This window comes from Streptomyces sp. NA04227 (genome assembly GCF_013364195.1).
GTDB lineage: Bacteria > Actinomycetota > Actinomycetes > Streptomycetales > Streptomycetaceae > Streptomyces.
The window spans coordinates 1596438-1609358 of record NZ_CP054918.1 but is presented as its reverse complement, the minus strand read 5'-3'; the positions used below and the strand labels follow the sequence as shown (position 1 = coordinate 1609358).

The window sequence follows — 12921 nt, the reverse complement described above, 5'->3', positions numbered from 1 at the left end:
GTGCGCCGCTCACGCTTCTTGGCGGCCCGCCCCGCTCGCCCGTGCGGGATCCCTTCCCCTGTCGCCCGTACGGGATCACTCCCGCTGAATCTCCCCGACCGGCTCGGCGTCCTCCGGCCCGTGCGGCGGCGCGGCGGTGCCCCGCGCGACGATCTGGCCGTGGCTCTGGCCGTGGCCACGGCCCTGCGCCTGGCCGTGACCACCACTCCGGGCGCGGCCCGTAGCGGCCTGTGCCGCTCCTGGAGCCACCGCCCGCGTTCCCGTCTCCTTCGGAGTCCGGTGCCCCAGCCCCAGCCGACGCGGCAGCGCGTACGGCAGCGCCCCGTACCAGAGCCGGACCACGATGAAGCCGAAGGCCAGGCAGAGGATGCCGCCGACCGCGTCCAGCCAGAAGTGGTTGGCGGTGGCCACGATGACGATCAGGGTGGCCACGGGGTAGAGCAGGCCGAGCAGCCGGGCCCAGGGGAGGCGGGCCAGGGCGAAGATCGTCAGGCCGCACCACAGCGACCAGCCGATGTGCATGGACGGCATGGCGGCGTACTGGTTCGAGACCGTCTTCAGGTCGCCCGAGGCCATCGAACCCCAGGTGTGGTGGGTGAGCACGGTGTCGACGAAGCCCTCGCCCGGCAGCAACCGGGGTGGTGCGAGCGGATACAGGTAGTAACCGGCCAGGGCCACGACGGTGGTCAGGAGGAGTACCAGACGGGTCGCGGTGTAGCGGCCGGGATGGCGGCGGTAGAGCCAGACAAGTACACCGAGAGTGACCACGAAGTGCAGGGTGGCGTAGTAGTAGTTCATCCCGACGATCAGCCAGGTCACCGAGTCGGCCGCCCGGTTCAGAGCGTGCTCGAAGCCGGTGCCCACGTTCTGTTCGAGGCGCCAGAGCCAGTCGGCGTTGTCGAGTGCCTGCCGACGCCGCTCCGGCACCGCGTTGCGGATGAGCGAATACGTCCAGTAACTGAGGCCGATCAACAGGACCTCGAACCACAGGCGCGGCGCACGCGGCGTACGCGCCCGGCGCAGCAGGCCGTACAGAGCCGTGCCGTCTCTCCCGGTGCGGCTCTCGCTCTCCGCGATGGGTGAGGCGGTGGCTCCCTGACCTCGCAGCGTGTTCACGCTCTTCACACCCACGGGACAAAGTGTGCCAGAAACCGCGTCATGGACTGATCCTCCCTTGGTCGGGTTTGGTCCGAATACCTCCACCTCCTGGACGAGCGGGCGCGGACCGGCGAGACAGCCCAGGTCACACGGGGGGCGCGCGGGGGCTCGCACGGATGACCGGCGGGTGACCCGGTGCCCGGTGGTGAGGACGTGGCCGTGACGGCATGCTTGGGCTGAAAGAAGGCCGGTCCGCCCGTGCCGGAGCAGAGCGACGGCCGCCGGCGGGTCCGGCCCAGGCCCGCCCGCAATCCGCGCAATGCCGTATTGACCGCCCTGAGTCATCAAGGACGTCATGAGCAAGCATGCAGCCGACCGCTCGCAGTCCGTTCCCAGCGCCGCTCACCGTCACGGCTGGTGGCGGGACGCGGTGATCTACCAGGTGTATCCGCGCTCCTTCGCCGACAGCAACGCCGACGGCATGGGCGACCTCGAAGGCATCCGTTACCGGCTGACCCACCTGCGCGACCTGGGCGTGGACGCGGTCTGGCTCAGCCCCTTCTACGCCTCCCCGCAGGCGGACGCCGGATACGACGTGGCCGACTACCGCGCCGTCGACCCCATGTTCGGCAGCCTGCGCGACGCCGAGGCCCTGGTACGCCGGGCCCACGAGCTCGGCCTGCGCGTCATCGTCGACCTGGTGCCCAACCACTCCTCCGACAAGCACGACTGGTTCCGGCGGGCCCTTCAGGAGGGGCCGGGCTCGCCCATGCGGGAGCGCTACTGGTTCCGCGACGGACGCGGACGGCACGGCGAACTGCCGCCCAACGACTGGGAGTCGGTGTTCGGCGGCCCCGCCTGGACCCGGGTGCCCGACGGGCAGTGGTACCTGCATCTGTTCGCCGCCGAGCAGCCCGACTTCAACTGGGAACACCGCGCCGTACGCGACGAGTTCCGTACCGTGCTCCGGTTCTGGCTGGACATCGGCGTGGACGGCTTCCGTGTCGACGTGGCGCACGGCCTGGTCAAGGCGCACGGGCTGCCGGACGTGGGCAGCACCAACCAGGTCTCGATGCTCGGCAACAAGCCGATGCCCTTCTTCGACCAGGACGGTGTGCACGAGGTCTACCGGGACTGGCGCAAGATCCTCGACGAGTACGCGCACGCCCCCGGCGCCGGTCCCGGTGCCCCCTCCGGCGAGCGCATCATGGTCGCCGAGGCCTGGACGCCCTCCGTCGAGCGCACCGCCCTGTACGTACGCCCCGACGAGATGCACCAGGCCTTCAACTTCCAGTACCTGACGACGTATTGGGACGCGGCGGAGCTGCGCGAGATCATCGATCTGTCCCTGGACTCGATGCGCCCGGTCGGTGCCACCACCACCTGGGTGCTGTCCAACCACGACGTGACCCGGCACACCACCCGCTACGCCAACCCGCCAGGTCTGGGCGTGCAGTTGAGGAGCGAGGGCGATGTCGAGCTCGGTCTGCGCCGGGCCCGCGCGGCGACGGTGCTGATGCTGGCGCTGCCCGGCTCCGCATACCTCTACCAGGGTGAGGAACTGGGTCTGCCGGACGTGGTCGACCTGCCCGACGAGGTGCGCCAGGACCCCTCCTTCTTCCGCGCCACGGGGCAGGAGGGCTTCCGCGACGGCTGCCGGGTACCCATTCCGTGGAGCGTGGACGGCCCCTCGCACGGGTTCGGTGCCGGGGCGGGCTGGCTCCCGCAGCCCGCCGACTGGGGCAAGCTGAGCGTGCAGGCGCAGACCGGCGACCCGGACTCGACCCTGGAGCTGTACCGGACCGCGCTCGGGCTCCGCAGGGAGCATCCGGCGCTCGGCGCGGGGGACTCGGTGCAGTGGCTGGAGAGCCCCGAGGGCGTGCTCGCCTTCCGTCGCCTCGCGGCGCACGGCGGTGCCTTCGCGTGTACGGCCAACACCTCCGGAACGCCGGTGCGCGTACCGGCCGAGGGCAAGGTCCTGCTCAGCAGCGACGGCGGCGAGATCACGGTCACCGACGGGTACGCGGAACTGCCGGGTGATACGACGGTGTGGTGGACCGAGGTCTGAGTGCCGGGTGGTCGAGTGGTCGAGTGGCGGGGAGGCATCAACTCCTCTGTATGTGCGAGGAGTTGATGCCTCCCGGCTCACCTCAGCGACGGCACCTCGCTGCCGTCCGTGAGACGGCCGCTGATACGGGCGGTGCGTTCGTCCCGGCTGGCGGGCAGGGCGAGGAGGTTGCCCTGCGTACTGCCCTCGGCGCCACCGCGTGCCGCCACCGAGGCCACGTCCTCGCTGCCCGCCGCGAGCAGGTACCAGGTGCCCGCGCCGGATTTCCACAGCACGCCCGCCAGGACGTGCGGCTGCCTCGGCCCGCAGGCGGGGGAGCCCTCGGACTTCGCGGTGACCGCCCCCGAACCGGGCCGCCCGGCCTCGCGGAAGCGGGCGAAGACACGGCTGCCCGCACCGCGCCAGGTCTCGGCGCGGGTGCACAGCCACTGCGCGGTGCCGCCCGCCTCCGGCAACGGCTGCTCCGCGTACCGCCAGGAGTTGACCGAACGCACCCCGTGCGCCCGCACTTCGGACAGTGAACAGGCGGTGGGTGCCCAGGAGTTGAGAGCGGCGCGGCCGGTCGCCTCGCGGGGTTTCGCGGGGGTGCCGTAGGTGAGATGCGCGGGGACCAGTTCGCCGAGGTCGGTCAGCAGGCGGTCGTGGCCGGAGGCGGTGTCCCGCAGTTCCAGGGCGTTCCAGGAGCGGCAGTCGCGGGAGCGGCCGGGCGCGGTGACCGGGTCCGTCACCCCGTCCGCCGCGCGCGGCACCGGGCGCGGTTGCGTCGCGGGCCGACGCAGGTCCCGTACCCGTACGCGATCCGCCCACGGCGCCGTGAGATAGCGCACCGCGCCCCGCCGGCGGCTCACCACCACCGCTCCGGCCTCCGCGTCGACGGCGCCGTCGACCCGGGCGAAGTCGAGGGCGGCCGGGCCTTCGCCGGTGGAGGGTTCGGCGTAGCGCACCACCCGCAGGCCGTCGTACAGCACCACGACGCGGGCCAGGTCGATCCGGCCCGCGAACAGCAGCCGGGGCGGCCCCGGCGGACCGCCGGTGGGGGTGCCGAGGGCGGCCGAGACCTTCACCGTCGGACCCGGCCGGGCCCAGGCGGCCAGGGCGCGGCCCAACAGGACCCGGTCGTGGGCGAGTTCACCGCGTACCGGCCAGGCTGCGAAGCCCTGCCGGGTGGCCCCGCGCCAGGCGTCGGGGGCGGCCCGCTGGAGCCGCGCCGGGTCAAGGGCGGCCTCGGTGGCGGGATTGCGGTCGTACGGGGCCGTCCCGCCGGGGCGCCAGCCGTCGCCGGGTAGCCCGAGCAGGGCGCCGCAGACGAGCAGGGCCAGGGCGGCGGCGAGCGCGGCCCGCAGGTGCTGGCGACGCCTGAGCACGTCGGTCGGCCGGGCCTGGAGCGAACAGGGATCGAAGCCGGGGGAGCCGAGCAGGGCCTGCGGCCCGCGCACCCCCGGCACCGTGACCCGGGCGGCCTCGGCCATCGCCCGGTACGGCTGGGTGACCCCCGCCTCGGTGAGCAACGCGCCGGTCTGCGCCTCGGTGAGGCGTTCGAGGCCGCGCAGTACGAACGCGGCGCGCGCGGGCCCGGACAGCTGTGCGAGCTGCTGGTCCAGGGCGAGTTCGTCGTGCCCGGCGACCCGTGGGAACAGCCGGAGGCCCCACACCAGCGGGAGCAGCGGCGGGAGTTGGGCCCGCCGGGGCGGCCGCAGCCGGTGGCGCGGCGCCGACGCGGCCAGGGCCTGGTGCAGTACCCGCAGCCGTATGTACGCGTAGCCGGGGTCGCTCACCGGTCCCGAGGCGGCCGTGGGGGCGGGGCGCGGCCCGGGCAGCGGGGACCGTTCCGCGGTGCCTCTGCCCCGCACCCGTGGCAGCGCACGCTGAAGAAGTCCGTGGGCGAGCCGGACCCGGCGGCCCCGCCCGAGCCCGGGCGGCAGTACGAGATAGGCGAGCCGGGCGAGCCGTGGGTAGTGCTCGACGAGGGCGGCCGCGGCCTGCTCCGCGTCGACGGGGTGTGCCGATACGGACGCGGGCGTGGCTGAGGGGGCTTCCTGAGACTGCACGTTCAGCAGAACGAGCGAATCGTCGGATGGTCACCTTGCCAGCGGTGCGGGGGCAAAGTACGGGCCAACTCGACGTGCGCACGGGCGCATTGGGCCGGGTGGTGCCCAACTCCCGTTGCTAAAAGCACAGTTCAGCGCTGCTGGTCGAGGAACGCGAGCACCGCGAGCACGCGGCGGTTGTCGTCGTCGGAGACCGGCAGGCCGAGTTTGGCGAAGATGTTGGACGTGTGTTTGGCGATCGCCCGTTCGGTGACGACGAGTTGGGCGGCGATCGCCGCGTTGGAGCGGCCCTCGGCCATCAGTTCCAGTACCTCCAGCTCGCGCGGGGTGAGCCCGCCGAGCGGCTGCTGTGCCGAACTGCGTGCCAGGAGCTGGGAGATGACCTGCGGATCCATCGCGGTGCCGCCCGCCGCCACCCGCCGTACCGCGTCGATGAACTGTTCGGCGTCGAAGACCCGGTCCTTGAGGAGATAGCCCACCGCGCCGTTGCCGTCCGCGAGCAGTTCGCGTGCGTAGAGCTGCTCCACGTGCTGGGACAGGACGAGCACGGGCAGCCCCGGCCGTTCCCGCCGGGCGGCGAGCGCGCACTGCAGGCCCTCGTCGGTGTGCGAGGGCGGCAGCCGTACGTCCACCACGGCGATGTCGGGGGTCAACTCCTTGAGGGCGCGGGTGAGTTCGGGGCCGGACTCGACCGCCGCCGCGATCTCGAACCCGAACGCCTCCAGCATCCGGACGAGTCCGTCGCGCAGCAGGAAGAGATCTTCGGCTAGGACAACGCGCAAGGGATCTCCATCGTCACCATGGTCGGGCCGCCGGGCGGGGAGCTGACGGCGAGTACGCCGTCGAATGTACCGAGCCTGCGCTCCACTCCCGACAGCCCGGACCCCGCCCCGACCACCGCGCCTCCGCCGCCGTTGTCCGTGACGGACGCCCGCAGGGTGCCCGCCGCGTGGTGGATGTCGACCCAGATCCGTTCGGCCGAGGCGTGTTTGACGGCGTTGGTGAGCACCTCGCTGATGGCGAAGTACGCGGCGGACTCGACCGGTTCGGGAGCCCTGCCGTCGAGGTCGACGGTGACCTCGGTGTCCACCGGCAGCCGCAGGGCCAGGGCCCGTACCGCGTCCCCGAGCCCGCGCTCGGCGAGTACCGGCGGATGGATGCCGCGTACCAGGTCACGCAGTTCGGTGAGCGCCTCGGCGGAGGACTGTCGCGCCTGGGTGAGGAGTTCCTTGGCCTTGGCCGGGTCGTGGTCCATGAGCGCCGCGATGGTGCCGAGGTCCATGCCGACGGAGACCAGACGGGCCTGTGCGCCGTCGTGCAGATCCCGCTCGATGCGCCGCAGTTCGGCCGCCGAGGTGTCCACCGCGTCCCGCCGCGTCTCGGTCAACACCCGTACCCGCTCGGTGAGTTCGCCGTTGCCCGGGGCGAGTACGGCGCCGGTGAGCCGGAAGTGCAGCCTGAGGACGAGCGGTGCCGTGAACACACCGAGTACGAGGATGGCGGCGCCGAGCCCCGCGGCCTGGAAGCCGCTCGCCTGGCCGTCGATCGGGACGAAGCCGTACCAGTAGCCCGTCCGGGTGCCGTCGGTGAACGCCCGCCACAGGCCCGCGCCGAGCGCGAAGCCCTCCAGCGGGTACACAACGAGTGCGGCCGCGATCAGCGCGGTGAGGAAGCCCGCCGTCATGTCGACCGGCAGCCACAGCAGTTCGCGCCAGGTCGCGGGGTCTTTCAGGAGCAGTCGGCACTGCTCCAGGCGGCCGATCACGCCGGGCCGCAGATCCTCGGGGAAGGGCCGGTACCGCTGCGGAATACGCACCCCGCACCACTGCGCCGCCCACAGCCGCCGCCAGTTGGCGAAGCCGCGTACCGCCGCCACCACCGTGGGCGTGGTGAACGCGCCCACGCCCAGCGGGATCAGCACGATCGACACCACCGACAGCACGAACAGCACGATCGACCCCGCGAGGGCCACCACGGCGAGCACCAGCCCCCGCAGCGCGGCCACCACCGCCGCTCTCAGCCGCTGCCCCAGTCCCATCGCACCGCTCCCCGTCCACTGTGCCGCCCGCCGGACCGTACACCGCCGGGCCACGGGACCCGCTGTCCCGCCGCATCCCCCGAGGGGGACCGGTAACAGTCTCGCCCGCGCCCCGGCCGCCGGGCACGGGGCCCGGCCCCCGGACCAGGGGTGGTGCTGGCACCACCCCCGGCGGGCGGCGTCGGTCGGCGCCCGGATCCCCTCCGCGTCGGTGCGTGCGGCGAGGACCCGCTCCTCACCGGCCCGCGGCCTCCCGCTGGATCTCCTCGAACCGGGCACCCATCGCCTCGGCCAGGGCCTTGGCCGCCGAGAGCGGCCGCACCATCACGGTGAACTCGTCGATACGGCCCTCCTCGTCGAAGTGCAGGAAGTCGCAGCCGTGCACTTCGAGCCCGTTCACCTCGGCCCGGAACACGAAGGCGTGGTCCCGGCCGTCGGGCGAGGCGATCTCCCGTTCGTAGCGGAAGTTCTCGAAGACCTGGATCACCGCCCGCAGGATTGCCGCCGTGATCGCCTTGCCCGGATACGGCTTGTGCGCGACCGGACTGCTGAACACCACGTCCTCGGCGAGCAACGCCTCGATCGCCGCGAGGTCCCGGGCCTCCACCGCTTTACGGAAGGGATGCATCGACCCTCCTCCTATGCAATTAGTTGACTAGGTGTGCCGGAGATTAGTGAGGGTGGCGGGAGGCGTCCACGGGACTGTGGTGTGGGTCTGGTCACACGGGTGGGCGCGGGCGGGTGGGGCCGATCGGCGCGGTGTGCGCGAGAGCCGGGTCGTGGCGTTGGGCGACGGGTGGGCCGGAGCGACGATGGCCCGCTCCCTCGGGAGGGAGCGGGCCACGATGGCGTCAACGTCCTTTGACACGAAGGGTGTTGAGCTCGCCCAGTGCGCGCGGCAGGGCCTAAAGCCCCAGCACCTCCCGCTCGCGCTCCGGCGTGAGCCCGACCCGGGGGCGGTCGGGCCGCTGCGGGGCCTCGCCTCCGATCGAGGTCAGCCACTGCCAGGTGTCGGCCACTGTTTCGGCGACCGGACGGACCCGCAGGCCGCTCTCCAGAGCCGCCGTGACATCGGCGCGGAAGGCGGCGTCGTGCAGTTCGGTGTCCGGCGGCATCCAGATCGGCAGTTGCGTCCAGGGCTCGACGCCCGCATCGAGCAGGGTTCCGGGATCCGTCCAGCGCAGCTCGGCGCTCGACCCGGTCACCCGCACACAGGTGTCGAGCAGCTCGCCGATGGTGGTGGACCCCTGCGGACCGACCATGTTGTACGGGCCGCCGAGCCCCTTCTCCGTGGCGTCCAGCGTCCACTCGGCGAGGTCGCGTACGTCGATGTACTGCACCGGCAGCTCGTACGGGCCGGGTGCGAGCACCGCACCCCCGCGCGCGATCCGGTTCAGCCAGTACGGCAGGCGGCCGATGTTCTCCCAGGGGCCGATGATGAGCCCGCACCGTACGAACAGGGTCCGCTCGGCGCCGAACTCGCGCAGCGCGGCCAGTTCGCCGCCGCGCTTGTCCTCGGCGTACGCGGTGTGGTCCGCGTCCGCGGAGCCGTCCACGAGAGGGGTGTCCTCGTTGTAGTCGGCCAGCGGCGGCCAGTCGTAGACCGAGCAACTCGACACGTAGACATAGCGGTTGACGCGGTCCTTCAGTACGCGTGCCGCGTCGCGCACCGCGGTCGGTGCCGAGGACCAGGTGTCCACGACCGCGTCCCACTCACCCCCGTCGAGCGCGGCGAGAGAGCGGGGCTCGGTGCGGTCGCCGTGCAGGACCCGCGCCCCGGCCGGGGCCTCGTGGCGTCCGCGGTGGAAGCACGTCACGTCCCAGCCGCGGGCGAGCGCCGCCTCGGTGACCGCCCGCCCGACGAACTCCGTACCGCCCAGAATCAGAAGTCTCATACCGCGACTGTGCCCCGGCCCGGTGCGGGACGGAAGCCGATTCTGCCGCCAGGCGAACGATTCGCCCCCGGCCGCTTTCGGGTACCCGCCCCAGCCGCTGTCGGGCACCCGCCCCGGCCGCCGTCGACGATCCCGAGGACTGCTTGCGGACCGCCCGCGAAGGCCGGTGACCTGTGCCGGGTCACCGGCCTTCGGTGCTCAACGACCCAATGAGGGCGCGTACTTGTAGCCCACGCGACGCACCGTCTGGATCAGCTGACGGTGCCGGGTGCCGAGCTTGCGGCGCAGCCGGGCGACATGGACGTCGACCGTGCGGCCGTCGCCCACGTGCCCGTAGCCCCAGACCGTGGTGACCAACTGGTCCCGGGTGTGAACCCGGTGCGGGTGGGCCACCAGATGGGCGAGCAGCTCGAACTCCAGGTAGGTGAGGTCGAGTTGCTCCCCGTCCACGGCCGCGGTGCGCTGCACCGGGTCGACGTAGATCCCGGTGTCGCGACGTTCGGCCTGCCCTGCGTCGGCAGTGGTGTGCTGCGGGGTGTGGAAGGGCGGCAGGTTCTGGAGGCCCTGAGCGTCCTGCGGCGCCTGAAGGCCGTTCAGTCCCTGGAGTCCTTGAAGGCCCGAAAGGCCTTGCTGGGCAGGGGAGTTCGGTGCCTGGGCGGGAGCCTGCGGGGTCCCGGTCCGCGCTGCCTGCCGGTGCGGTGCACCCTCGGTCGTACGCGTGGCCGGGGCGGCGCCGACGGGAGCGGCACCGTCGGGCACGGTACCGGCGGGGGCGCTCACGGCCGCTGCCGCCGCCTGCGCGAACTGGGCGGGCAGCAGCCGCTGTTCCTGGTCGGCGGGCACCAGGACCAGGTATCCGACCATCGGCGGGCGGCCCGGCAGCGTGGGCAGCGTGTGCGGTGGTGCGGGCAGCCAGGTCGCGCCCGGCGGGAGGAACTCGGAGACGTCGACCACCTCGTCCCGGTCCACGGCACGCAGTCGGTGCCGGGCCGGTGCGGGCGCGGTGCGGTGGGCGGAGGCGGTCGGGAACGCTTGGGTGTGGGCCATGGGAGGTCAGCTCTCTTCGCGCGGAAGTCGTCGGATGCGTCGAACTCGTCGAGTGGTCGAGCCGGTCGAGTTCATGGAGTCCGTCGAACTGCGGAACCTCGAAAGCCCGGGAACCCTGGAATCCTCGGTGACCGTGGGCCCGGGTGATCCAAGGGCCCTGAGAAACCGGGGAGTTCGCCGGAACCGACTACGTCGCGAGGGACTCTGCGAGCGCCCGTAGCGCGTCGGTTCCGTAATCCGGGGATCCGGGACATCGGGGGATCCGGGGGATTCCGTGAACTCGGCGACTCTGCGAGTACTTCCGGTCCGCCGGGGGCGGGACGGTCGCCGGCCAAGGGCCGAGGCGAAAATGTACTCGCGGGGATTGCTCGTGCGCGCTGGCCGAAGGCCGGGGTGCCGGTTGTCAGCCGGTGACCGGTTTTAGAGGGCCCGCGCGTTCGTCGCGCGGCAACACACCCGGTCGAAGTCGTGGTGCTGACGGGAAGGCCAGAACGGCTCGAGGTCCTGGTGACCTGTCGCGGTGATTCGGTATCTGGCCATGGCCCCATTGAAGCAGACGACACGTGATCGCAGCAGAGTTCTCACGTACGGTCTCGGCAGGTGATACGGGCCGGGTCGCCCGCGCCCGCCCGTACGATCGCCGCCCGCGCCCACCGAACGCGGCCGTCCCGAAGCCGCGTTGCCCCGCGATTCCCGGCCGGGACGGGGCCGGACCGACTTCCGGCGAGGGTCCCGTCGCCCGCGCCGCACGGCCCTGTGCTGGCCGAGACCCGACCTTCGCGTGGCCGATCTCACGTTGCCGACCACTGGGACCGGCGTCCGTCAACACCCCGTCGCGGGGCGGGAACTATGCACGGCGGGGCGGGTGCGAGGTCGGCTGACGGGCGTCGGCGGAATGGGAACTGTCGCTGTCGGGCGGGGTGGTCGGGCAGTCCGGACACGGACGGACGCGCACCCGCGGGCGTACGAGCACCCGCGGACGTACGAGCACCCACGAGCGCCCAGGAGCGCGCACGAGCATCTACGAGCGTGCACGAGTACCCACGAGCGCAGACCCGTGAACGTAGCCCTTCGCCAGCCCTTCGCGTACCGGGAAACGGCGAGGCGCCCGCCGGAGAACCGGCGGGCGCCTCGGCCCGAGCGTGCTCGGGCCCTTGCAGCCGTGTGCGTGTGCGCGGGAAGCGCGTGACTCAGACCTGGCCGGCCTTCTCCAGGGCGGCGCAGCAGGTGTCGACCAGGAGGCGGGTCACCACGTACGGGTCGACGTTGGCGTTCGGGCGGCGGTCCTCGATGTAGCCCTTGCCGTCCTGCTCGACCTGCCACGGGATACGGACCGAGGCGCCGCGGTCGGAGACACCGTAGCTGTACTCGTTCCACGGGGCGGTCTCGTGCAGACCGGTCAGACGGTCGTCGATGCCCGCGCCGTAGTTCTTGACGTGGTCGAGCGGCTTGGAGCCCTCACCGAGCGACTCGCAGGCGGTGATGATGGCGGCATAACCCTCAGGTCCTTCGCGCATCGCCTTGGTGGAGAAGTTGGTGTGCGCGCCCGCGCCGTTCCAGTCGCCCTTGACCGGCTTCGGGTCGAGGGTGGCCGAGACCTTGAAGTCCTCGGCGGTGCGGTACAGCAGCCAGCGGGCGATCCACAGCTGGTCCGAGACCTCCAGCGGCGCCAGCGGGCCGACCTGGAACTCCCACTGGCCGGGCATGACCTCGGCGTTGATGCCGGAGATGCCGAGACCGGCCTTCAGGCAGTTCTCCAGGTGTGCCTCGACGACGTCACGGCCGTGGATCTCGTCGGCGCCGACACCGCAGTAGTAGCCGCCCTGCGGGGCGGGGAAGCCGCCCACCGGGAAGCCGAGCGGGCGCTCGCCCTCGAAGAAGGTGTACTCCTGCTCGATGCCGAAGATCGGCTCCTGCGCGGTGAACCTGGCCTCGACCTCGGCCAGCGCGGCACGGGTGTTGGAGGAGTGCGGGGTCATGTCCGTGTTGAGGACCTCACACAGGACGAGCAGGTCGTCGCCGCCGCGGATCGGGTCCGGGCAGACGAAGACCGGCTTCAGCACGCGGTCGGAGGCGTGCCCCTCGGCCTGGTTGGTGCTGGAGCCGTCGAAGCCCCAGATCGGCAGCTCGGTGCGGCTCGCACCGTCGGCGAGGATCTTCGTCTTGGAGCGCAGTTTCGCCGTCGGCTCGGTGCCGTCGATCCAGATGTACTCGGCCTTGAACGTCATCGACTCTCACCTGCGGGTTCTTACGCGCTACGGCGGTAGCGCAGGGGCAGCGCCGCGAGGCTCCAGCGTGGGCCCTCACCTGCGGCTAACGGTTTCGGTGACGGTAGCCACGCATTGTTTCCCGCAGATTTCACCCGTGCTTCCACCGGGTCCCGTGCGTTACACGGCCCTGCGGTGCCCGGGCGTGAACGTACCTGGCGGGCGCGCGAGTTGAGGGGAGCCGCCTACCGCTCCCAGGGAAGCCGCGCCGTGAGCAAGGCCACCATGTCGAGCAGCTCGGCCCGGCCCACGCCCATCGCCGCCTCCACCGCGATGCCCTCGGCGACCGTGGCGTCGTCGACGTAGGCGCCGGACACGGCGCGCTGATAGCGGTCGACGACCTGGTCGAAGAGCGCGGCCTTGGAACCGAAGGCCGCGTAGATGCTGCCCGCCTTCAGGCCGGTGGCGGCGATCAATGTCGACGGCGGGTTCGGGGTCTGAACCGTCCGAATCATTCGGT

Annotated in this window: 10 protein-coding genes; 1 reads left to right on the top strand and 9 read right to left on the bottom strand. The window is 72.1% G+C overall.

Going from position 1 to position 12921, the window contains the following annotated elements:
- Positions 1–75: 75 nt before the first annotated feature.
- The gene (locus HUT18_RS06605) at positions 76–1077 is read right to left on the bottom strand and encodes a phosphatase PAP2 family protein (protein ID WP_254878941.1); all 1002 of its coding nucleotides are present in this window, start codon (positions 1075–1077) and stop codon (positions 76–78) included.
- 376 nt (positions 1078–1453) lie between these two features.
- On the opposite strand from HUT18_RS06605, the gene HUT18_RS06600 reads away from it, so the two are divergent.
- Positions 1454–3166 carry a glycoside hydrolase family 13 protein gene (locus HUT18_RS06600; RefSeq protein ID WP_176098660.1) on the top strand — a complete coding sequence of 571 codons (1713 nt, stop codon included), beginning with the start codon at positions 1454–1456 and terminating at the stop codon, positions 3164–3166.
- A gap of 77 nt (positions 3167–3243) precedes the next feature.
- Here HUT18_RS06600 and HUT18_RS06595 read toward each other — a convergent pair whose 3' ends face one another.
- From HUT18_RS06595 to HUT18_RS33560, 8 genes are all read right to left on the bottom strand, one after another.
- Positions 3244–5214, bottom strand: coding sequence for a hypothetical protein (locus tag HUT18_RS06595; RefSeq protein ID WP_176098658.1), 1971 nt, complete (start codon positions 5212–5214; stop codon positions 3244–3246).
- Positions 5215–5345: 131 nt separating this feature from the next.
- Entirely contained in the window at positions 5346–5996 is a 651-nt protein-coding gene (locus HUT18_RS06590; protein WP_176098656.1) for a response regulator transcription factor, read from the bottom strand.
- Positions 5981–7252: a sensor histidine kinase gene (locus HUT18_RS06585; protein WP_176098654.1), complete on the bottom strand. Its 1272-nt coding sequence runs from the start codon at positions 7250–7252 to the stop codon at positions 5981–5983. Before HUT18_RS06585 ends, HUT18_RS06590 begins: the two co-directional genes overlap by 16 nt.
- 235 nt (positions 7253–7487) lie before the next feature.
- Positions 7488–7880, bottom strand: a complete 393-nt coding sequence (locus HUT18_RS06580; RefSeq protein ID WP_176098653.1) for a nuclear transport factor 2 family protein — start codon at positions 7878–7880, stop codon at positions 7488–7490.
- 277 nt (positions 7881–8157) lie between these two features.
- Positions 8158–9147, bottom strand: coding sequence for an NAD-dependent epimerase/dehydratase family protein (locus HUT18_RS06575; protein ID WP_176098651.1), 990 nt, complete (start codon positions 9145–9147; stop codon positions 8158–8160).
- A gap of 198 nt (positions 9148–9345) precedes the next feature.
- Positions 9346–10011 carry a winged helix-turn-helix domain-containing protein gene (locus tag HUT18_RS06570; RefSeq protein WP_254878940.1) on the bottom strand — a complete coding sequence of 222 codons (666 nt, stop codon included), beginning with the start codon at positions 10009–10011 and terminating at the stop codon, positions 9346–9348.
- A gap of 1373 nt (positions 10012–11384) precedes the next feature.
- Positions 11385–12422 carry a glutamine synthetase gene (gene glnII, locus HUT18_RS06560; protein ID WP_176098649.1) on the bottom strand — a complete coding sequence of 346 codons (1038 nt, stop codon included), beginning with the start codon at positions 12420–12422 and terminating at the stop codon, positions 11385–11387.
- Between the two features lie 224 nt (positions 12423–12646).
- Positions 12647–12916 carry a hypothetical protein gene (locus tag HUT18_RS33560; RefSeq protein ID WP_254878454.1) on the bottom strand — a complete coding sequence of 90 codons (270 nt, stop codon included), beginning with the start codon at positions 12914–12916 and terminating at the stop codon, positions 12647–12649.
- Between the last annotated feature and the right edge of the window lie 5 nt (positions 12917–12921).